The 20,734-nt window shown below is 61.6% G+C and carries 17 protein-coding genes; 4 read left to right on the top strand and 13 right to left on the bottom strand.

Annotated elements, in window-relative coordinates; all coding sequences use genetic code 11:
• Positions 1–22 precede the first annotated feature (22 nt).
• Positions 23–1,873, top strand: a complete 1,851-nt coding sequence (locus I6L34_RS18170) for an extracellular solute-binding protein (RefSeq protein WP_058056186.1) — start codon at positions 23–25, stop codon at positions 1,871–1,873.
• 94 nt (positions 1,874–1,967) lie between these two features.
• Here I6L34_RS18170 and I6L34_RS18165 read toward each other — a convergent pair whose 3' ends face one another.
• A complete protein-coding gene (locus tag I6L34_RS18165; protein WP_005334204.1) occupies positions 1,968–2,360 on the bottom strand; it encodes a DUF2750 domain-containing protein in 393 nt (130 codons plus the stop codon).
• Between the two features lie 159 nt (positions 2,361–2,519).
• Positions 2,520–3,068: a hypothetical protein gene (locus tag I6L34_RS18160; protein ID WP_058056036.1), complete on the bottom strand. Its 549-nt coding sequence runs from the start codon at positions 3,066–3,068 to the stop codon at positions 2,520–2,522.
• A gap of 245 nt (positions 3,069–3,313) precedes the next feature.
• Here I6L34_RS18160 and I6L34_RS18155 point away from each other — a divergent pair, with 245 nt between their 5' ends.
• Positions 3,314–3,562 carry a TIGR02647 family protein gene (locus tag I6L34_RS18155; RefSeq protein ID WP_005334209.1) on the top strand — a complete coding sequence of 83 codons (249 nt, stop codon included), beginning with the start codon at positions 3,314–3,316 and terminating at the stop codon, positions 3,560–3,562.
• Here I6L34_RS18155 and I6L34_RS18150 read toward each other — a convergent pair.
• From I6L34_RS18150 to I6L34_RS18100, 11 genes are all read right to left on the bottom strand, one after another.
• The gene (locus I6L34_RS18150; protein WP_058056035.1) at positions 3,549–3,854 is read right to left on the bottom strand and encodes a hypothetical protein; all 306 of its coding nucleotides are present in this window, start codon (positions 3,852–3,854) and stop codon (positions 3,549–3,551) included. The genes I6L34_RS18155 and I6L34_RS18150 overlap by 14 nt on opposite strands.
• Positions 3,855–3,944: 90 nt before the next feature.
• Positions 3,945–4,154: a cold-shock protein gene (locus I6L34_RS18145; protein ID WP_005302803.1), complete on the bottom strand. Its 210-nt coding sequence runs from the start codon at positions 4,152–4,154 to the stop codon at positions 3,945–3,947.
• 208 nt (positions 4,155–4,362) lie between these two features.
• Positions 4,363–5,463, bottom strand: a complete 1,101-nt coding sequence (locus I6L34_RS18140; protein ID WP_058056034.1) for a dihydrolipoamide acetyltransferase family protein — start codon at positions 5,461–5,463, stop codon at positions 4,363–4,365.
• Entirely contained in the window at positions 5,460–6,446 is a 987-nt protein-coding gene (locus I6L34_RS18135; protein ID WP_216955115.1) for an alpha-ketoacid dehydrogenase subunit beta, read from the bottom strand. The genes I6L34_RS18140 and I6L34_RS18135 overlap by 4 nt, the downstream gene beginning before the upstream one ends.
• Entirely contained in the window at positions 6,439–7,527 is a 1,089-nt protein-coding gene (gene pdhA, locus I6L34_RS18130; RefSeq protein WP_064338306.1) for a pyruvate dehydrogenase (acetyl-transferring) E1 component subunit alpha, read from the bottom strand. The genes I6L34_RS18135 and pdhA overlap by 8 nt, the downstream gene beginning before the upstream one ends.
• Before the next feature lie 301 nt (positions 7,528–7,828).
• Complete coding sequence (locus tag I6L34_RS18125) at positions 7,829–8,698, bottom strand: hypothetical protein (protein ID WP_216955114.1); 870 nt, start codon at positions 8,696–8,698, stop codon at positions 7,829–7,831.
• A complete protein-coding gene (locus tag I6L34_RS18120; protein ID WP_216955113.1) occupies positions 8,695–12,684 on the bottom strand; it encodes a non-ribosomal peptide synthetase in 3,990 nt (1,329 codons plus the stop codon). The genes I6L34_RS18125 and I6L34_RS18120 overlap by 4 nt, the downstream gene beginning before the upstream one ends.
• 125 nt (positions 12,685–12,809) lie before the next feature.
• On the bottom strand, positions 12,810–13,577 hold the full coding sequence (dhbA, locus tag I6L34_RS18115) for a 2,3-dihydro-2,3-dihydroxybenzoate dehydrogenase (protein ID WP_216955112.1): 768 nt from the start codon (positions 13,575–13,577) through the stop codon (positions 12,810–12,812).
• Positions 13,574–14,506: an isochorismatase family protein gene (locus I6L34_RS18110; protein WP_216955111.1), complete on the bottom strand. Its 933-nt coding sequence runs from the start codon at positions 14,504–14,506 to the stop codon at positions 13,574–13,576. The genes dhbA and I6L34_RS18110 overlap by 4 nt, the downstream gene beginning before the upstream one ends.
• The gene (locus tag I6L34_RS18105; RefSeq protein ID WP_216955110.1) at positions 14,503–16,149 is read right to left on the bottom strand and encodes a (2,3-dihydroxybenzoyl)adenylate synthase; all 1,647 of its coding nucleotides are present in this window, start codon (positions 16,147–16,149) and stop codon (positions 14,503–14,505) included. The genes I6L34_RS18110 and I6L34_RS18105 overlap by 4 nt, the downstream gene beginning before the upstream one ends.
• The gene (locus I6L34_RS18100; RefSeq protein WP_216955109.1) at positions 16,146–17,294 is read right to left on the bottom strand and encodes an isochorismate synthase MenF; all 1,149 of its coding nucleotides are present in this window, start codon (positions 17,292–17,294) and stop codon (positions 16,146–16,148) included. The genes I6L34_RS18105 and I6L34_RS18100 overlap by 4 nt, the downstream gene beginning before the upstream one ends.
• 266 nt (positions 17,295–17,560) lie before the next feature.
• Here I6L34_RS18100 and I6L34_RS18095 point away from each other — a divergent pair, with 266 nt between their 5' ends.
• Positions 17,561–19,513: a TonB-dependent receptor gene (locus I6L34_RS18095; RefSeq protein WP_216955108.1), complete on the top strand. Its 1,953-nt coding sequence runs from the start codon at positions 17,561–17,563 to the stop codon at positions 19,511–19,513.
• Between the two features lie 125 nt (positions 19,514–19,638).
• Positions 19,639–20,703, top strand: a complete 1,065-nt coding sequence (locus I6L34_RS18090) for a 3-deoxy-7-phosphoheptulonate synthase (protein WP_216955107.1) — start codon at positions 19,639–19,641, stop codon at positions 20,701–20,703.
• Positions 20,704–20,734: the final 31 nt, after the last annotated feature.

The raw sequence follows: 20,734 nt of genomic DNA, 5'->3' as shown, positions 1-20,734 counted from the left end.
AGATTTTCAGGAGAGCAAGGACATGCCATCGACCATCACCGCCGGGGAGCGCCGACTCTCCCCTATCATTCGCGCCACCGCCATCACCCTGACCCTGTGCTGGAGCCCGTTTGGCTGGAGTGCCACGCTGCCCGCTGACTTGAAGTGGGAGAGCAACAACCAGGATCCTCTCTATGCCGATCCGGCCGCCAAGCGCGGCGGCACCTTTCGCACCTTTATGACCAGCTTCCCCCTGACCCTGCGCAAATATGGCCCCGACTCCAACGGCGGCTTTGCCGGTTACGTGCGGGAAACCAACCTGCCACTGCTGAGCACCCACCCTGTCACCGGCAACCCCATGCCGATGCTGGCAAATGAGTGGGCCTTTGGCGCCGACAACAAGACCCTCTATTTTCGCATCAATCCCAAGGCGCGCTGGTCAGACGGCCAGCCGGTCACCGCCGATGACTGGCTCTTTACCCTCAAGATGATGCGCAGCAAGGAGATCAACGACCCCTGGTACAACAACTACTACAGCACCCAGATAGCAGACATAACCAAGTTTGATGATCACACCCTGGCCATCACCAGCGGTACCGAAAAGAGCCGCCAGGATCTGCTCGAGTCACTGCCCATCAGCCCGGAGCCGAGCCATGCCATCAAGCTCACCGCCAACTGGGTCAAGGAGTACAACTGGAAGGTGTTGCCGGTCACCGGCCCCTATCAGCTCGATCAGGTGAAAAAGGGTAAATCGGTCACCTTCAAGCGGATTGAAAACTGGTGGGGGGATGACGAGCGCTACTTCCAGCATCGCTTCAACCCCGCGCAGCTCGAGATCAAGGTGCTCAGAGATCTGAACATCGCCTGGCAGCACTTCCTGCGCGGCGATCTCGACACCTTCCCGCTGGTGATGCCCAACTGGTGGCACGACAAGACCAAAACCGCCGAGTTCGAGAAGGGGTATATCGCGCGCACCTGGTTCTACAACCAGACTCCGCAATCGCCGATGGGGCTCTATCTCAACACCGCCGATCCGCAGCTGAATAATCTCGATGTGCGGCTCGGGATCCAGCATGCCCTCAACCTCGACAAGATGCTCACCACCCTGCTGCGGGGGGATTACCAGCGACTCAACAGTTATGGCTCAGGTCAGGGTGAGTTTACCAACAGCGAGATCAAGGCCCGTCCGTTCGATCCCAAACTGGCACGGGAATACTTTGCCAAGGCAGGCTTTAACAAAGTGGGGCCGCAGGGGATTTTGCAAAACGACAAGGGGCAGTCACTGACCCTCGCTATCACCTACACCACGGCGGAGCACGCCCAGCGGCTCACCTTGCTACGGGAAGAGGCCAAGAAGGCGGGGCTTAATCTGGAGCTCAACCTGATGGATGCCTCGGCTGGTTTCAAATCGATGCTGGAGAAAAAGCACCAGAGCGCATGGATGGCCTGGGCGGGCAGCCGCTATCCCGCCTATTGGGAGTTCTTCCACAAGGTCAACGCCAACAAGCCCCAGACCAACAACATCATGAACATCGATGACGACGCCATCACAGCGCTGGTGGAGCAGTATGACAAGGAGTTCGACTTTCCCAAAAAGGCGGCCCTGTCACGGCAGATCCAGCAGCGGCTCTATGAGCTGGCGAGCTTCGTCCCTGCCTATCAGGTGCCCTACACCCGGGAAGGGTCCTGGCGCTGGATCAAACTGCCAAAAGTACCAGCAACGCCCAAGAGCGAGCAGCTCTACTGGCCCCTCGGTGGCGACAACAGCGGTTACAGCTATGGCGGTCTGCTGTGGATCGATGAAGAGCTAAAATCCGAGACCAGGGCAGCCATCAAGAGTGGCAAGACTTTCCCGGCCGAGCCCATCATCGACACCACCTATCGCCAGCCCTGATAGCCACAACTCGTTTGGCAAACAGACCTAAAACAAAGACCCCGCCAGATAGCGGGGTCTTTGTTGGCAACCGGTGTTGCGAATAGCTCGGTGATCAGCCGCGTTTGGCCTGCTTCTCGGCAATGGCGTCAGCCACGTCAGCCGGCTCCAGTACGATGCCTTCCTGATCCGGGGTCGGGAACACGGCAACACACAGCTCGTCCTGCTCCATACCGTCAACCCAGCGCTCCAGCCACACCTTCAGGGTGATGGACTGCGGCTTGCAATCGGCCCACTCACCTTCGGCCCACGCCTTGGCGTACTCCGGGTGCGGCCATACCGGGATGCAATCTTCATCGTCGGTGGTCAGCATCATGACGCCATGCTCGTCAGTCAGGACGAACAGCTCTTCATGCTCGACCAGCTTGCTGATGAAGTGATCGTAACGGTAATCAGCGTTCAGTTGCAGCGCGGCATTGCGCTCGGTGTCGCTCAGTTCATAGCTCATTGGCCAAGTCTCTCTCTCGATAAAGGGCGCCATGTTCACATCTTGTCGTCAGCTTGTCCAGCTTGCAGCCCCTTGGCACCGGATGGGGAGGACAATGACGCAAATAAGGATAGAGCAGCCTCCTCGATAACGAGACCGCTAGCCATCATATTGCCCCTTTTACAGCGCAGGGGTGATCAGCTCCACATCAGGCTGCTCGCTCAGCTTTTGCCGCAGCCAGTAGGCGGACTCCACCTCGACAAAGCAGAGCAGATCCCGGCCATTGGCCGCCATCGTCATCAATTGTTCAAAACGCTGCTGTTGCTGTTGCTCCCAGGCGGCAGCGAGTTTGGCACCGTGGGCCTCATCCACCACTTCGCGACGCAGCTCGAACAGGTTATCGGTGATCGGGCTGTTGATCTTGGCGGCGCTGTGCCAGTACATCAGCAGGTTATCCATCATCTCGCTGTCGTAGTTGGCCAGTGCATCCAGCTCGGGTGTATCACCGCTGTCGCTGGCGGCAAAATCACACCAGCCCGCATCGAGTGACGCCAGCTCATGAGCCCCATTGGCATGCTTGCGCAACAGTGCAATGTCGGCCCCCTTGCGTGCAGGCAACCACACCTCGCCCTGATGGGCATCCAGCAGGGACGTCAACGAAGCAGCGGGGTAAACCGGAAAGCGGGTACAAAGTGAATGCAGCAGGGATACCAGAGTGATCTTGACCATGAGCGATACCTTGAACAGGGCGAACAGCCACCAATAGACCGTCCGATATAAAGAAGTGCCCTATCCTACCACGTTTGGTCCGGCTCGGCCCTTGGCGAAGCTGTCAGCCAACCATCTGATTACGCCGAAAAAAACAGCATTTGAAACACAGCATCCAGCCAAAGATCAATAATTTGAGCCAGCGCCCACTAAAGTGGATCCGGGGATGCTAGTTTGCATACATCTTTAGCGTAAGGAGTAAATCCATGATTGGGATCGACCAGGTTTCTAACGAATTCGTGAACGATTTGAAAATACTGGCATGCTTTGATCCGGCCAACATGAGCCTGGGGATTAAATTACGCAGCGATATGTCTGAAGAGTTGTGCCAGGCGGCAGCCCGTCTGCATCAACAGGGGCTCATCAGCGCAGAAGATGGCGGCTATCTCACCCCGTTTGGCATGACCATGGTTGAACACCTGCAACATCTGTTGGTCGCACTCAAACCGCTTTGACCGGCTGTGGTGCCCAGAGTGAAAAGTTGAGTAGCTCCCAGCGCTCCCCTTGGTGAAGATGACAGGCAAACAGCAAAGGACCTTCGGGTCCTTTTACTTTGCCATCCACCAGCCACTCCCCCTCCCTTTCAGGCACCAGTCGCGCATTCACCTCATCGGGTTGCTGTGCAGTGCCCATCCGGACCTGGACAAATTGCTGGCAGATCACCTGCGCTTCCATCGCGGATTGAACCGGTACCGGCGCATCAGGCGTCGGAGTCAAGGTGGCAGCAAGCAGGAGCGATAGCAGCATGATTCAGCACATAGGAATTAGTAGCAAAAGCCATATAAACAAAAAGCCGTGGCACCAGAGGTACCACGGCTTTCTTAAATTCTGTAAGAATTACAGAGCGGTTACGTTCTCAGCCTGCGGGCCTTTCTGACCTTGGGTCACAGAGAACTGTACGCGCTGACCTTCAGCCAGGGTACGGAAACCGTTACCTTGAATGGCGCTGAAGTGAACGAAAACGTCCGGGCCGTTTTCTTGCTGGATGAAGCCAAAACCTTTGGTTTCGTTGAAAAACTTAACGGTACCGGTGATCATGTTAGACATATCTTTTAAACCTGTATTCAAAATAATTACTTATGCTTTTCAGCGGGTAAAGCTCAAAAAACGGGATTAACTTATGAACAACAGGACAAGATGTGAAACATCGTATTCATTGACATAACTATCGCCCTTTCAAGCTGGTTTGGATTATACGTGGCTTTGTAGATTACGCAAACAAATTTGTGCCCTGCCAATGACAGGGCACAAACCGTTATAAGGTGGCTGCTTCCAACGCTTCGACCAGCGCTCTGAGAAAACGAGCCGCCTCCCCGCCAGTACAGGCTCTGTGGTCAAATGTCATCGACAGCGGCAGTGCCCTGACGGGACGCGCTTCACCATGGATGAACACCACTTTTTCGAACAGTTTGCCAGCCCCTATGATGGCCACCTGCGGCGGCGTCACGATGGGGCTCGCATAGCGGCCTGCGATGGCACCGAAGTTGGTGAGCGTAATAGTCGCCCCCTGCAACATCTCGCGCGGCACGGCGCGCGCCTTCACATCGGCGATCATCCGATCCAGCCCCAGCCGGATATCCGCCCCCTCCCGCTCGGCCACATTCTCCATCACCGGCACATAGAGGCCATGCTTTGAATCCACCGCGATGGCCACATTGACCTCTTTGAACAGCCGCCGTGACAGGGTGTCGCCATCAAACCAGGCATTCATCGAGGGCTCGGCGCGGCAAGCCACGCCAATGGCCTTGATCAGGCGCACCGTCACATCCTCATCAGGGCGCCAGTGACGCAAATCCACCTCATCGGTGATGCTGACCGGCACCACAGTCTGATGAGAGAGCTCCATCGCCTTGGCCATGGCCCGCCGTGACCCTTTGAGGAATTCGTTGCCACTGCTCTGCTGGGCCTCGAATGCCTGCTGCACATCCAGCTCGGTCACCATGCCGCCGCTGCCACTTCCCTTGATCCGGTCGATATCCAGACCCAGTTTTTGTGCCAACAGTCGCACCGCAGGCATGGCTTGCACCAGCGATCCCCCCAGGGCAATGGCCCCCACCACGAAGTGATCCTCGATATGTTGCTGATGGGCGCTGACTTTGCCCACCACGGTACCATCATCTTCGCCCCCCTCGAACTCCACCAGCGGCGCACCGATATGGAGGATATCTCCCTCGGCGCCGCAGAGACGGGCGATCACCCCTGCCACCGGAGAGGGCACATCCACCAGCGCCTTGGCCGTTTCCACCGACAAGAGCACCTGATCGACCGCAACGGTATCACCGGCACTCACCTTCCACTCGACGATCTCGGCTTCGGCCAACCCTTCACCCAGATCCGGTAATTTGAAAAATTTCATAGCCACTGGTTCTCCATCAGCTGATGAGCCGCATCGGCGATATTCTGCTCGGTGATGAGGTAACATGCTTCGTTGCGATAGTAGGGAACGGCGGCATCCACCCCGGTCAGCCGCTTGGGCGGTGCCTTGAGGCTGGGAAGTGCCTGCTCGGTCACCCGCGCCACGATTTCGGCTCCGACCCCGAAGCTGCCACACGCCTCGTGTACCACCAGCAAGCGGCCGGTCTTGCGTACCGAGGTGAGGATGGTCTCCATATCCAGCGGCTTGATGGTGGCCAGATCCAGCACCTCGCACTGGATATCCTGCTCGGCCAGCAGGTTCGCCGCCCGCATCACCTCCTGAATGCAGGCCCCCCAGGCCACTACCGTGATATCCCGGCCCGGGCGCAGGGTGAAACAGACATCCAGTGGCAGGCCGACACCGTCATCCACCACCTCGGATTTCATCGAGCGATAGATACGGTTCGGTTCGAAAAACATCACGGGATCCGGATCGCGGATGGCCGACAGCAGCAAACCATAGGCGCGTCTCGGGCTGGAGGGGATAACCACCCGTAGCCCAGGGATATGGGCAAACAGCGCCTCGACGCTCTCGCTGTGATGCTCCGGCGAATGGATGCCCGCGCCATACGGGGAGCGATAGACGAGGGGACAGGAGAGACGGCCACGGGTGCGGTTTCGCATCCGCGCCGCCTGACAGATGATCTGCTCCATCCCGGGGAAGATGAAGCCCTGAAACTGGAACTCAGCCACCGGCTTGAGCCCCTGGGTCGCCATACCGACCGCCACCCCGGCGATCAGCCCCTCGGCCAGCGGCGTGTCGATCACCCGCTTGAAACCGAACTTGTCGCGCAGGCCCACTGTGGCGCGAAACACCCCGCCGTTGACCCCGACATCCTCACCCAGTACCACCACATCTGGGTCGTGCTCCATCTCGTAGTGAAGGGCCATGTTGACCGCGTCCAGCAAACTGATCTCACTCATGGCCAACCTCCTGCTTCATCCCCTTGGCTATCACTCGCTCGCGCTGAGGCAATAGTTCGGCGGGCAGGCTGGCATAGTGATAATCGAGCATCGCCTCCGGCGGCTGGGGCGCCATCGCCTCATAACGGGCGACCGCCTGCTCTACCTCCCGGGTGGCTTCCGCCAGCAGGCTCTGCTCCTGCTCTTCATCCCACCACCCTTTGCTATGCATAAACTGGCGCAGCCGCTTGACCGGCTCTTTCGCCCAAGCGGCCTCGACCTCGGCCCCATCGCGATAGCGAGTGGCATCGTCGGCCGTGGTGTGATCGCCGAGACGATAACTGACCGCTTCTATCAGGGTCGGCCCCTTGCCGCTGCGGGCACGTTCGACGGCACTGCGGGCAGCATCGTAGACCGCGACCACATCGTTGCCATCCACTTGCAGGCTGCGCACCCCGGCGCCAATCCCCTTCTGGGCCAGCGTAGGAGCGCTCGATTGCAGCTTGCGTGGCACCGAGATGGCCCACTGGTTGTTGTTGACGATGATGACCATCGGCAGGTGCCAGACCCCAGCGCAGTTGAGCCCCTCCAGAAAATCCCCCTTGGAGGTGCCGCCATCGCCGATAGTGACTACGGCGACACGCGGTTGATTACGCAGTTTGAAGGCCGAGGCAATACCGCAAGCGTGGGTGATCTGGGTGGCGATGGGGACGCAGATGGGGAGATCTTCAGAGGGAGTCCCATCGGGTTTGAGAAAATAACTGCCCCGCTCGTCCCCGCCCCAATATTGCAGGTTTTTCTCCATCGGCACGCCCCGCACATAGAGGGTGGGCATGTCCCGATAGTAGGGGACGTAGACATCCTGCGGCTGCATGGCGAGACCAATGCCAATCCCCACGGCTTCTGCGCCGAGATGGGAGGGAAAAGTACCGAGTTTGCCGGTTCGTTGCAGCGCAATCGCTTTTTTGTCATAGCTGCGCACCATCACCATATTGCGGTAGAAGGTGTGCAGTATCGCCTTGTCCAGCCAGGTCGGTAAGGTGGCGACCGGGCACCCTTCCGCATCGAGGTAACGAAGGAAAGGGATGTCGACATGGGTCATAACTGGCTCCTTGCCGTTGTGAGCGTCACCGATGCTGGTGACACCTAGATGTAAATACCTTGTTAAATAAAAAGCAAAGGGATTTACTCAGGTAAGACCAGTAGAAACTTCTTTAAAGTAGCGAAGGAGCTGAATTTTCGGCGATGAGTGGCAAGGTATGCCGTAAATGGTGCAACTTTGCAGCGCTGAATGCAGGATGCCAAATGTGAAAAAGGGGAACCTTGCTCCCCCATTGAGTTACTCAAGTCAGCAGTTACTTCAGTTAGCTGTTACTTCGGTCCGCCGTTACTCCAACCAGCAGTTACGCCAGCCAGTGTAGCAGCTGGCTGGCCATGCCAGCTGGCAGCAAGTGAGCGCGACTCAGCAAGCGGCTGCGCCAGGGCTCGGCCAGCAAGGTGGGGCAAATTCGCATCTCCCGCCCCCCGTCAGCCACGCGCACCAGCCTGTCGATAAGAGTCTCCAGCGGCGGATGCACCGGCCAGTGAGGATAGAGGTCGGCAGTCGCGATCCCGGCCAACTCGCACACCCGCTCCTCTTCCTCATCGCCCTTCTCATCAGCCATTGGCCAGGGGTGAAGCACCTGCAGCCAGCCCGGCCGTGCCACCTCCAGCAACTGGCCCAGGGTCGGCTGCGCAAAGTGGGGATCCCCTGCGGCTTTGAGCAGATGACGCGCCCCCGCCAGCACCACCACGCCGCGCGGGGGAAGTGCAAGAAGATGGTCGGCCAGCGCCTGATCCCGCCCCCTGTTGTGTTGCTGCCACCGCTCCGGGCTCATCTCCTGCCACTCGAATAAGGGCTCGCAGAGATGCACCCGTAGCCGCACATGTTCAGGGCGCACCAGATTGCTCTGGCGCAGAGCGGAAAAGAGAGCCGGAAACTCGGGGGCCATCCAGGCAGGAAAGGCGCAGGAGTCGAGCCAGACCGGATAGAGCCGTGCCAGCGTCAGCGGCTCACCCTGCCAGCTCTCCTGCCCCGTCAGCCAGGCATCGAGCAAGCCCTGATGGCGGCGGTTGCCGCACTCCAGCACCAGATCGGTCATGATTCCCCAGAGCGCCGGATCACACAGCCAGGCGTGCTGGCGCCGGATAAAATCCGGGTGCCAGTGCGGCTCCCCCAGCCCTACCAGCTTGCCCGCCAGCAAGGCTTCCCGGATGGCGGCAACCGAGGTCATGCGTCCTCCTCCTGCCGGATGTGCGGTTGCTGCCCGACCCCATCGACCCGCTCACAAATAAGGGCGCCGATCTTTGCCAGCCAGTCGGGATGCACCATCTCCTGATGCAGACAGGGGAAGCGCTCATAGTGGATGTCCCCTTTTGTCAGCGACACCCAGCCACGCCCATCCAGCCAGGGCTGGCGAGAGGCTGACGCCTCGATAAAGATCACCTCCCCGTGGTAGCAATAGTCGACCGGCTGACGGATCAGCCGGTTGTTGTGGCCCACCAGCTCAATCATGGCGCTCACCACCTGCTCGTCGAGCATGGCCAGCGCACTCCCCTCCGCCCCCAGTCGGGCCACCACCTCGTCTCGAGTGAGGGAGTCGAGCGCCTCATCCGCAACCGCAATCCCCCCCATTCGCAGCAGCGCATCGAGCATCCGCTGCTCGTCGGGCAGCGGCTGGGTCTGCCACTGCAGGCAGGGGTAGGCGTCGAGCAGCAGCACCATGGCCACCTCTTGTCCCTGTTCTTGCAGCATGGCGGCCATCCGGTGCACCAGCATGCCCCCGAGCGACCAGCCGAGCAGCCAGTAGGGCCCCTCGCTCTGCTGACGACGCAGCTCGGTCACATAGTCGAGAGCCAATTCGTCGAAGCTGGCGGGCAGCGGCGCATCCGGTTGGCAGAGCGCCCGCGCCTGCAGGGCATAGACCGCCATGTCGGTCGGCAGATGGGGCACCAGCGGCGCATAACACCAGCCGAGCCCCCCTGCGGGATGGACGCAAAAGAGTGTGGGACCCGATGTACCCGCCGGCGCACCGGGCGCCCGCAGGGGCAACAGCATGGGCATGGCCTCCCGCTCACCACCAAGACGACGCGCCAGCTGGGCTGGGCTCGGCGCTTCGAACAGGCTGGCCAGAGTGAGATCCTGTCCGATTGATTCCTCAATGCGCACCACCAGCTGCGCCGCCAGCAGGGAGTGGCCACCGAGGGCAAAGAAGTTATCGTCGGCGCCGACTCGCGCCAGCCCCAGTACCTCGGCGAAGAGGCGACAGAGCCGCTCCTCCAGCAGGGTTTTCGGCAGTGACTGACCGACCGCCGACGCCATATCGGGCAGCGGCAGCCCCTTGCGATCCAGCTTGCCATTGGGGGTGAGCGGCAGCTCGGCCAGAGTAACCAACAGCCCCGGCACCATGTAGTCGGGCAGCGCGGCGCCAAGGGCGGGTGCTAACTCGGCCAGCGTCAACTCTCTGCTATCTGCGGCCACCACGTAGGCCACCAGACGGCGATCGCCGGGGGCAAATTCGGGGGCCTGCACCACCGCTTGCGCCACCCGGGGATGGCGCAGCAGCACCTGCTCGATCTCCTCCAGTTCGATGCGCTGGCCACGGATCTTCACCTGAAAATCGAGTCGCCCCAGATACTCGATGGCGCCATCCTCACGCCAGGCAGCCAGATCGCCGCTGCGATAGAGCCGCCCCGCCCCGAAGGGGTTGGCAATAAAGCGCTCGGCGGTGAGCTCGGACTGACCAAAGTAGCCCTCCGCCACCTGCACGCCGCCGATCCAGAGCTCCCCCGCCACACCGGGGGGCACCGGCTGCAACCAGGGGTCGAGAATGTGGATGCTGGTATTCCAGGCCGGATAGCCGATGGGCACGCTGGTCACCGCCTCGTCTGCCCGGCAGGGATACCAGGTGACATCCACCGCCGCCTCGGTCGGGCCATAGAGGTTGTGCAGGGGGGCTGAAAATGTTCCATACCAGCGTTGCACCAGATCGGCGGGCAGCGCCTCGCCGGAGCAGAAGACCTGCCGCAGGGCGCGGCAACGGGCAGGCTCGGCCTGAGTGACAAAGATCTGCAGCATGGAGGGGACAAAGTGCAAGGTGGTGATCCCGGCCTGCTCAATCAGCTCGGCAAGGTAGGCGGGATCCTTGTGGCCACCCGGTTTGGCGAGCACCAGCCGCGCACCTGTCATAAAGGGCCAGAAGAACTCCCAGATGGAGACATCGAAACCGGCCGGGGTCTTTTGCAGCACCCGATCCGCCGGGCCGATGGGATACATGTGCTGCATCCAGAGCAGCCGGTTGACGATGGCACCATGGCTCACCACCACCCCTTTGGGCCGACCGGTCGAGCCGGAGGTGTAGATGATGTAGGCCGCATCTTCCGGCTTGGGGGCTGCCAGCTCACAAGGTGCTATCGTTGCCAACTCTACCGCAGCCAGCTGCTCTGCGACACCGGGGGCATCGAGGCAGACAAGTGGCGCGGCCACATCGAGCGGCATCCGCAAGGTGCGACTGGTCAACACCAGCGCAGGCTCGCTGCTGGCGAGAATATAGCCGATCCGCTCCGCCGGATAGTCCGGATCAACGGGTACATAGACGGCTCCCACCGCCATGATGGCCTGCTGGGCGAGAATAAGCTCGGGAGAGCGCGGGATCACCACAGCCACCCGACAACCGGGGCCCACGCCCCTCCCCGCCAGATAGCTGGCCAGCTGGCGGGTTCGCTGGCGCAGCTCGGCCACACTCCAGCGCTCGGCGCCACACTCCAGCGCGATGGCGCTCTGATCCGCCGCCGCCAGCCCTTCGGCCAGCAGTGCGCTCAGGGTGGTGGTCGGCAACGGATGGTCGGTCTGGTTCCAGCGCGCCAGCTCAGCCTGCTCACAGGGCAAGAGCAGCGGCAATCGCACCGCTTCGGCCTCGTCATCCGCCTCACTCCAGGCCGCCAGATAGGCTACCAGCCGGGCCAGATGACGTTCGCTCTCCTGTTGGCTGAAGCGCCCCTGATGTGCTTCGAGGGTCAGGGTCATCGCGCCTGCCTCCTCGGCAAAATAGAAGGCGCACTCCTCCACCGGCCCCGCCGCCAGCACCTGCACCTCGCCACGAACTTCGTTGTGTCCTTCACCAAAGCTGAGGGTGCGGGCAAAGGGCATCAGATTGACCTGAGGGCCAAACAGCGGCTGGCCCGGCTGACGCTGCTGCAACCACTCCTGACGGCAGCCCTGATGACGGCGCAGGGCGGCAAATTGCCGCTCGACCTGTGCCAGCAACTCCCCTACCCGGCTGGTGCCGCTCAGTTCAATGCGCAGGGGCACCACATTGACCTTCATGCAGGGGGTATCGGCCGCCGCTGAGCCCAGTCGCCCCATCAGCGGAATACCCAGCACTACCTCGCCAGCACCGCTCATCCGCTGCACATAGCTGGCCACCGCCGCCAGCAGCAGGCTGTAGGGGTGACAGGCCGAACGACTCGCCCGTGCCACCAGTGCCTGCCACTGGCGGCCAGAAAGGCGCTGTTCAAGACGATATGTGGGGCCCGGCCCTTGCGCCGGACGGCGGGAGAGCGACGCCGGGTTCTCCACCCCGGCCAGCTGCTGCACGAAGAAATCGCGATCCCGCGCGGCGCGCGGTGAGTCCTGATAGGCAGCCTCCTCGGCCAGCAACTCCTGCTGGGTCGCATAACGACAGGGGGCAGGCTGCTGGCCGATGCAGAGCGCCTCATACCAGCTCGCCACCCGCTGGCAGAGCAAACTCAGGCCAAAGCCGTCGATGGCGATATGGTGCACGGCAATAAACCAGGCCCACTGCCCCTCACCAAGGCGATAGAGTGTGGTGGCAAACAGCGGCCCCCCAGCCAGATTGAAGGGGACGGCCAGCTGCGCACGCATCTCGGCCTGCGCGGCTGCAAGCGGGTCGGCTTCGCTGCGCAGATCGCGCTCGGTCAGTTGCCAGCAGGCGGGGTTGGTCACCATCTGCGGGCCATCGGCAGTAGCCACAAAGGCGTAGTGCAGACCGGGGATCTCGTCGATGGTCTGACGCACCGCTCGGGTGAAGTGATGGGGAGCCAGCGCCCCCTCCAGCAGCCAGTACTCGCCGGTATTGCAGGCGGGGCTCTGCGGGTATTTTTGCTGGGCAAACCAGATGCCCGCCTGAGCGGTGGTTAGCGGCCAGCGCGGGTGCTCACCACGCTGGTGGGTGGCGCGCATCGCCATTGTCTGTTCCATGGGAATGTCCTTGCGCAAACATCGAGCGGGCAGCGGCTTGCCCCTGCCCGCATGGCTGAAAAGCGAGGAGGCCAGGCCTCCTCCATAAAGAGAGTGTCACGCCTGCCAAGTCGGCAGCTCTCGGGCTAGACCCCCAGGGTGGCACCGCCATCGACCACCAGATCCTGCAGGGTGATATGGCTGGCGGCATCGGAGGCGAGAAACAGCACGCAAGCAGCCACCTCGTTGGGTGTCCCGAGCTTGCCAAGGGGGATCCCCAGCTTGAATTGCCCGGGCAGACCCGCGATGGTGCGCTGCTCTCCCTCGCGCAGCTCCGCCTCCCCCTCCTGCCACATGCCGTACAGCATCGGGGTACGGGTCGAGCCCGGCGACACCAGATTGCAGCGCACCCCATAGGGGGCCAGCTCCAGCCCTGCCGTTTGAGTAAGGCTGGTCAGCGCCGCCTTGGAGGCACCATAGATGCCCATCCCCACTCGCGGCACCCGACCGGCATTGGAGGAGACATTGACGATGGCGCCCCTGCGCCGCCCCTGAAACCAGGGGGTCAGGGCCCGCATCAGGTAGAAGGGGGCGAAGGTGTTGATGGCGAAGGTGCGCTGCAAAAGGGCGTCATCCACCTCATCGATCCTGCCGGTTGCCAGTACGCCGGCGACATTGACCAGCACATCGGGTCCCAGCCCCTCGTCCAGCAGCTGTTCGCAGCAGCGGGTCACGGCCTCGCTGTCACTCACGTCGATCACCACTCCCTTCACGTTGCCGGGCAGCGCCTCGACCAGTTGCAAATCGAACGCCACCACGCTGGCTCCCGCCTCGGCAAAGGTACGTGCCACCGCATGGCCAATTCCCTGTGCCACACCGGTTACCCAGACGGTTCTGCCTTGCCACTCGCTCATGGGGTGCACTCCGGTTCGCTGACATGACCTTCGTTGACCTGATGAGCCGTGCCCTGACTGACATTAAGCTGACGGGAGAGGAGCCCCCACCAGTGGGCCAGGGTCGGGTTACGGGCCAGCTCGGCCAGCTCCACCATCAACCCCTGCTGACGCCACTCTTCCACCAGCCCCATCACCGCCAGCGAATCGAGACCATAGTCGAGCAAGTTGTCATCCTCGGTGGGCTGCTCATGCTGCATCTCGGCGGGCAGCCGTGCCAACACCAGATCACGCAGTGACTCGCGAGTCAGAGGGCGCTTGCTGGCCGCCATCACCTCGGCCACGGTAATCACCCGACCGGCATTGCGGCTGACGTAGGAGAGCGCCAGCAGATGATCCTCGCGGGAGAAGTCGGCGATGGCATCTGCCACCAGGAAGGGGCGGATATCGCGCATAAAGGCATCGACCGCCGTCTGCATCACCCCGATATGGCCGTAGATGCCGCAGATCATCAGCTGATCTCGCCCCCATTCGGCCATCAGCTCGGCCAGCGGTGAACGGCAAAAAGCGCTGTAGCGCCACTTGGTCAGCACCGTATCCTGCGGCTCGGGGGCCAGCGCCGAAACGATGGGTTGGCGCTCCGGCGCTCGGGTCAACCCCGGCCCCCACATGTCGTTGAGCAGCGCCCGGTCGGCCTGACTCTGCTCGGCGGGCTGGGCGGTATAGACTACCGGCATGCCAAGAATACGCGCCTGACGGATCAGGGTGGCGATATGGTCGATAACCTGATTGATCAGCGGATTGTCCGGCCCGTAGAAGTCGACGAAATAGTGCTGCATATCGTGGACCAGCAAGGCAGCCCGGCCCGGTTCGAAAGGCCAGTTCACCCGCCCGCTGGGCAGTTCCTCAGCAGTGGGCAGCGGATAGGCGGCGAGGGATTGAATGGTCATGCACACTCCTTGGCGAGCTGCTCGCGCAGCGTCTGTTTGTCTATCTTGCCGACCGGGGTGTGGGGCAGTTGCTCCACCAGCACCAGGCGATCGGGCAGTTTGTAATCGGCTACCCCCTGCTCGCGCAGGAAACGGCGCAAGCGAGGCAGATTGAGGGGCTCGCGGCACATCAGAAAGGCGCAGCTGCGCTCCCCGAGCATGGGATCAGGCATGGCGACCAGCGCCGCCTGCCGCACTTCCGGGTGGGTCAGCAACAGCTCTTCAATCTCGAGGGCGTCGATCTTCTCCCCGCCCCGGTTGATCTGATCCTTGTTGCGCCCCACCACCATCAGATGGCCGCCGGGCAAGCGGCAGACCAGATCGCCGGTGCAGTAGAAACCGTCCCGATCAAAAGCCCGCTGATTGTGGGCATCAGCCTTGAAGTAGCCGCGAAAGGTGTAGGGGCCACGCGTCCAGAGCTCGCCGCACTCGCCATCGGGCAAGGGGCGTCCGTCGCTATCCCGCACCTCGACCTCGTCGCCCGGGCTCATCGGGCGGCCCTGGGTATTGACGATGTGCCACTGGTCATCCTCGATGCGGGTGTAGTTGACCAGCCCCTCGGCCATGCCAAACACCTGCTGCAAGCGGCAACCAAGGCGGCTCGCCACCGCATCGGCATGAGCCGGGCTGAGGCGCGCACCGCCCACCTGCACACACTCCAGAGAGGTCTGCGGATAGTGGCTGGCGGCCTCCAGCCAGAGCGCCAAGGCCGGTGGCACCAGTGCCGCCCAGTTGATCTGATGGCGCTGCACCAGCGGCAGACAGGTTGCGGCAGAGGGATCCTTTGCCAGCACCACGCAGCCACCGGCATAAAACACTCCGAGTGCCCCGGGGGAGCTTAGGGGAAAGTTGTGGGGCGCAGGCAGGGCACAGAGATAGATCACCCGCGCATCCCAGCCGCACACCGCGACGCTCTGGCGCACGCTGTAGCCATAGTCATCGTGGGTACGGGGGATCAGTTTGGGGGTGCCGGTGCTGCCGCCGGAGAGCTGGAAAAAGGCGACCTGACCGGCCGGGGTAGGAGTTGGCGCGATGACAGCCAGCGGCGAACCATCAGCATGAGCCACGGTTTCAGACTGACGCCATGCAAATCCCGACTGAAGATCGCCCCCTTCTGCTGGCTCGAACAGCAGTGTCTGACAGGAAGGCGATACCCGCTCATCAAGGGCCGCGAGGATTCCCCCTTCACCGGCAAAGCCGGGGTGAGAGGGGCTGAGTACCAGCAAGGCGGGCTCAATCTGGCGGGCAAAGGCCACCAGCTCGCGCCGCTGATGGCTGTAGAGGGCGTGCACAGCCACCACTCCGCAGCGGATCAGGGCAAACCAGCAGATATAGAACTCGGCGCAGTTGGGCAACTGCACCAGAGCAGTATCGCCATGGCCCAGCCCGCGCGCCGCCAGCCGCGCCGCCAGCACATCAACCTCACACTTTAACTGGCCATAACTGAGGGTGCGTTCACCGCAGATCAGGGCCGTGCGCTCGGGATCACGTTCGGCAGATTCATCGAGCAGGGCAGTGAGCGGTTGTCCGCGCCACCAACCTTGTGCCCGGTAGTGGGCCGCCAGCTCGGCGGGCCAGGGGGTAAAGGGCACCAGCGGCTTCATGTTGTCACCTCCGGCTCCCGGCTTTCGAGGCCGAAGGCGCGCAGCATGGTGCCGAGCTTGGCGGCGGTCTCTTGCCACTCTGCTTCCGGCGAGGAGCCCACCACCACCCCGGCACCGGCATAGAGCCGCAGCTGCTTGCCGGCCAGCACGCCACAGCGGATGGTGACCACCCACTCGCCATTGCCATCGGCATCCATCCAGCCGACAGCGCCACAGTAGAAACGGCGATCGTACCCCTCAAGCCGGGCGATGGCCTGACGTGCTGCCGAGAGCGGCGTGCCGCATACCGCCGGTGTCGGGTGCAGCGCCAGCGCCAGTACCAGCACGGGAGAGGGCTCATGGAGCCGTCCGGCAATGCGGGTCGAGAGGTGCCACATGGTAGGGGTCGCGATCACCTGCGGCTCCAGAGGGACGTCCAGCTCGCGGCAGAAGGGAGCGAGGGCCGCAGCGACCGCATCGGCCACCAGCGCATGTTCATAGCGATCTTTCTGGGCCCCCAGCAGTTCGGCACTGGCCACCTGTTGATCAGGAAAAGCGTGGTGCGGACGGGAGCCCGCCAGCGGATTGCTCACCACCGCCATCTCGCTGCGCGATACCAGCAGCTCGGGGCTCGCACCAAGCAGGGTTTCCCCCTCCGGCAGCGGGATCTGGAACACATAGGCGCCCGGATTCTGGGCCAGCAGAGAGCCATAGGCGTGTGCGGGTGAGGTCTGCTCTGCGCTCTGCACATCGATGGCGCGCGACAGCACTACCTTCTCGAGCTGCCCCTCGCTGAACTGCTGCAACGCTGCCCGCACCGCCCCCTGATAGTGGGCAGAGCCGGTCACTTCACTCACCTCACCATTGAGCTGGCAACAGCGGGCGGGCAACAGCGCATCCCTTGCGACCCACTGCGATTGCGCCGGGATCACCAGATGCCAGGGGGATTGGGTATCAAACGGAATGGCGCCGATGGCGATGGGATTGGCCATCCCCTGCTGGCGCAACTGACGCAGATGGGCGAGCAGCTTCTCCGGTGGGATGCCGGTAAAACTGTCGTGGATACCGGAGGCGACCAGAACCCGGTCACCGCTGGCAAAACAGCACACTTTATCCAGCCCGGCAGTTGCTGCGGGCCACTCTCCTTCCGGTGCATGGTCACACATGACGGTGCTACTCCTTGGAATGAATCACTGCCTGACACGACTTAAGGTGAGTCATTTGACTCACCGGATATCAGGGTGAACGGCATCCTAACAAGGAGCGAAAAAGCGATCAATACAAATGAGAATCAATTTCATTAACTTCTTTTTAGTCAAAAGCAGGTGACGAACGAAACTGAACTTCGCCGATAAAAAAGAGTTGCGATCGGAGCAAATTCAACTTGATAATGATAACGCTTATCATTTGTATATTATGGAAGATGTAAATAATGAAATCCTCAACCTCCCGTTTTATTGCTCCCAGCCTGCTGGCTACCACCATCGTCACCCTGCTGACCCAGCAAGCGATCGCCGCCAGCAACGCCCCTCAAGTCGATGAGGTGATCACCGTCACCACCACGGCGCACAATACCCGCTCGGCACCGGCCTCTATCTCTGTCATCACGGCCGAACAGATCGCCGCAGCGCCCGTCAATGACCTTGCCGACCTGCTGCGCCACGAAGTAGGCATTCAGGCTGAGGCTGACACCAATGGCCGCAGCGATATTGGTATTCGCGGCATGTCCGGCAAATACACCCTGGTGCTGGTGGATGGCAAACGCCTCTCCTCCTCCAATGCTCTGTGGCGCGGCGGCAACTTCGACAACACTCCGGTTCCCCTTGGCATGATCCAGCGGGTCGAGGTGATCCGTGGCCCTATGTCGGCACTTTACGGCTCCGATGCCATCGGTGGTGTCATCAACATCATCACCAAGCAGCCGGGCAAAACCTGGCAAGGGGCGGCCGATGCCGACTTCAAGGCCATCGAGGGCAAGGATGGCGGCGATCAGCACAGAACCAACCTGGGCTTTACCGGCCCGCTGACCGACAACCTGCTGATCCGGATGAACGGCGAGGTGTATGACCGTCAAGCCTGGACCCCCACCGAAGCTGCTGACGGCATCCCCCTTATCGAAGCCAAGCAGACCCGCAACTTCGCCTCTACCCTGAGCTGGCTGGTGGATGAGCAGCAGCGCTTCGAGCTGGATTACCTCTACAACCAGGATGAGCGGCCTCTCGATATCTTCCGCAAAACCGGCAACAAGGTGCACAGCCGCCAGCAGCAAAACGATCGCAACCTGTTTGGTCTGACCCACAAGGGGAACTGGAGCTGGGGTGACACCACCGTCATGGCCAACTACGAGAGCTCCCAGATCGACGACTTCAACACCAGCTACTCTGCCCCACAGCAGCGGGAGCTGGAAGAGAACACCCTGACCCTCAAGGGCTATACCAACCTGGCGCTGGCCAACCACTACCTGACCCTGGGTGGTGAATATCTGGATCGGGAGCTGGTGGATGCGGTGAGCTACAAGGATATCGGCGGCAAAGAGAGTCACTCCCAGGAGGCGCTGTTCGCTCAGGACGAAATTGGCCTGACCGACAGCCTGACCTTCACCCTGGGCGGCCGTTACGATCACCACGAGATCTACGGCAGCCACTTCACCCCGCGCGGCTATCTGGTCTATGAGATGAACGATGTGGTGACAGTGAAAGGCGGTGTCAGCCAGGCCTTCAAGGCACCGGCACCACACCAGTACTCCAACGGTTACAGCATCGAGAGCTGCGGCGGCAGCTGCCGCATCTATGGCAGCGACAAGGTCAAGCCGGAAACCAGCACCAACTACGAGCTGGGTGTCATCGCAGGAGAAGGGATCTGGGAAACCAGCGCCACCCTCTTCTACTCCGACATCGACGACATGCTCACCTTCAAACAGCTGCCGAACTCCACTGACCGCACCTGGTACAACCTGGAGAAAGCCACCACCAAGGGGCTGGAACTGACAGGCAAGCTCGATCTGACCGACAATATCAACCTTGGCGCCAACTACACCTATCTCAAGGCGGAAGGCGATCAGGGTCAGGCTCTGCCCGAGCGCCCGGAGCACAAGGCCAACGCCAAGATCACCTGGCAGGCCACCGAGCGGGTCAATGCCTTTGTCGGCACCACCTACACCGGCACCCAGTTTGCCGAGCAGACCGTCAACAAGGTTGTCGTACTGCACAAGCTGCCCAGCTATCAGACCTTCGATCTCGGCACCGGCTTCAAGGTCACCGAGAACTTTGACCTGCGACTGGGGATCAACAACCTGACCGACGTGCGCCTGCAAGAGAAAGACACCGTCTTCCAGAACGTCGAACCGGGTCGCAGCTACTACGTCAGCGGCTCAGCCCGCTTCTAAGGTAGCCAAGGCCGATATAACAGAGCGCGGGCCCATGCCCGCGCTCTGTTAACCAAGAGAATAAGGGGAAGATCCCCACTGGACAGCAAAGAGCATGCAGATTTCCATTTTCATCAGGATCGCTCATGTTCACCTCACTTCTGAATGCTTCACCCCTTGCCACCCTGCCCACCCCTGACGAGATGTTAAAGGCCAAACCCTGTCCGGCACGGCTCGCTCGCCAGATCGCTCGTAGCCGCCAGCAAGCCCGCCATATTCTGCAGGGAGAGGATGCTCGCCTGCTGCTGGTGATCGGCCCCTGCTCCATTCACGATCCGGCAGCCGCCCGCGACTATGGTGGCCGGCTCGCTGAACTGCAGGGCCAATACGGGGAGCAGCTGCAACTGGTGATGCGCACCTATTTCGAAAAGCCGCGCACGACGCTCGGCTGGAAAGGATTTATCTTCGATCCCGACCTCGATGGCAGCGATCAACTGGAAAAGGGCCTATCCCAGGCTCGGGAGTTACTGTTGGCACTTGGACAGGAAGGGCTCGCCTGTGCCACCGAATTTCTCGATCTCACCAGCATGCTCTATCTGGGGGATCTCATCAGCTGGGGTGCCATCGGCGCCCGCACCACCGAATCCCAGCTCCACCGCCAACTGGCCTCGGCCCTTCCCTGCCCCATCGGCTTTAAAAACGGCACCGATGGCAATATCCGGATCGCGGTAGAGGCGATCCTCGCCAGCCGGGCGGCCCACCTCTATACCCAGCCTTCCGGTGATGGCCAGCTGGCACTGGTGCGCAGCCATGGCAACCCCGACTGCCATCTGATCCTGCGCGGTGGCCGCCAACCCAACTATCAGAGCAGTCATGTGGCAGAGGCTGGCGAGCTGCTGTGCCAGCATCATCTCTCCCCTCGCCTGATGATCGATTGCAGCCACGGCAACAGCCAGAAACAACATGCCCGCCAGCTGCTGGTTGCCCGTGACATTGCCGACCAGCTGGGTGCTGGTAGCCATGCCATCGCCGCCATCATGGTGGAAAGTTTTATCTGCGAAGGGCGTCAGGATATCGGCAGCAAACCGCTGCGCTACGGCCAGTCGATCACCGATAGCTGTATCGGCTGGGAACAGACAAGGCAGCTGCTCGATATGGTGGCAGAAGGGGTGGAGGTGCGCCGCCAGCAGCGGATCGCCCTGGCGGGATAAATGGCGGATTAGAGAGATAATGCAGAAAAGA

This window comes from Aeromonas sp. FDAARGOS 1404 (assembly GCF_019047085.1).
GTDB classification, from domain to species: Bacteria; Pseudomonadota; Gammaproteobacteria; order Enterobacterales; family Aeromonadaceae; genus Aeromonas; species Aeromonas veronii.
This window is presented reverse-complemented; position numbering and strand designations above follow the sequence as displayed.

Bases quoted from the DNA above. Each gene is read 5' to 3' on its own strand.
- I6L34_RS18120 (WP_216955113.1), bottom strand. From the start codon at position 12,684: ATGGAACAGACAATGGCGATGCGCGCCACCCACCAGCGTGGTGAGCAC.
- I6L34_RS18125 (WP_216955114.1), bottom strand. From the start codon at position 8,698: ATGACCTCGGTTGCCGCCATCCGGGAAGCCTTGCTGGCGGGCAAGCTG.
- I6L34_RS18155 (WP_005334209.1), top strand. From the start codon at position 3,314: ATGATTGGGATCGACCAGGTTTCTAACGAATTCGTGAACGATTTGAAA.
- I6L34_RS18110 (WP_216955111.1), bottom strand. From the start codon at position 14,506: ATGACCATTCAATCCCTCGCCGCCTATCCGCTGCCCACTGCTGAGGAA.
- I6L34_RS18140 (WP_058056034.1), bottom strand. From the start codon at position 5,463: ATGAAATTTTTCAAATTACCGGATCTGGGTGAAGGGTTGGCCGAAGCC.
- dhbA (WP_216955112.1), bottom strand. From the start codon at position 13,577: ATGAGCGAGTGGCAAGGCAGAACCGTCTGGGTAACCGGTGTGGCACAG.
- I6L34_RS18135 (WP_216955115.1), bottom strand. From the start codon at position 6,446: ATGAGTGAGATCAGTTTGCTGGACGCGGTCAACATGGCCCTTCACTAC.
- I6L34_RS18105 (WP_216955110.1), bottom strand. From the start codon at position 16,149: ATGAAGCCGCTGGTGCCCTTTACCCCCTGGCCCGCCGAGCTGGCGGCC.
- I6L34_RS18100 (WP_216955109.1), bottom strand. From the start codon at position 17,294: ATGTGTGACCATGCACCGGAAGGAGAGTGGCCCGCAGCAACTGCCGGG.
- I6L34_RS18165 (WP_005334204.1), bottom strand. From the start codon at position 2,360: ATGAGCTATGAACTGAGCGACACCGAGCGCAATGCCGCGCTGCAACTG.
- pdhA (WP_064338306.1), bottom strand. From the start codon at position 7,527: ATGACCCATGTCGACATCCCTTTCCTTCGTTACCTCGATGCGGAAGGG.
- I6L34_RS18150 (WP_058056035.1), bottom strand. From the start codon at position 3,854: ATGCTGCTATCGCTCCTGCTTGCTGCCACCTTGACTCCGACGCCTGAT.
- I6L34_RS18090 (WP_216955107.1), top strand. From the start codon at position 19,639: ATGTTCACCTCACTTCTGAATGCTTCACCCCTTGCCACCCTGCCCACC.
- I6L34_RS18160 (WP_058056036.1), bottom strand. From the start codon at position 3,068: ATGGTCAAGATCACTCTGGTATCCCTGCTGCATTCACTTTGTACCCGC.
- I6L34_RS18145 (WP_005302803.1), bottom strand. From the start codon at position 4,154: ATGTCTAACATGATCACCGGTACCGTTAAGTTTTTCAACGAAACCAAA.
- I6L34_RS18095 (WP_216955108.1), top strand. From the start codon at position 17,561: ATGAAATCCTCAACCTCCCGTTTTATTGCTCCCAGCCTGCTGGCTACC.
- I6L34_RS18170 (WP_058056186.1), top strand. From the start codon at position 23: ATGCCATCGACCATCACCGCCGGGGAGCGCCGACTCTCCCCTATCATT.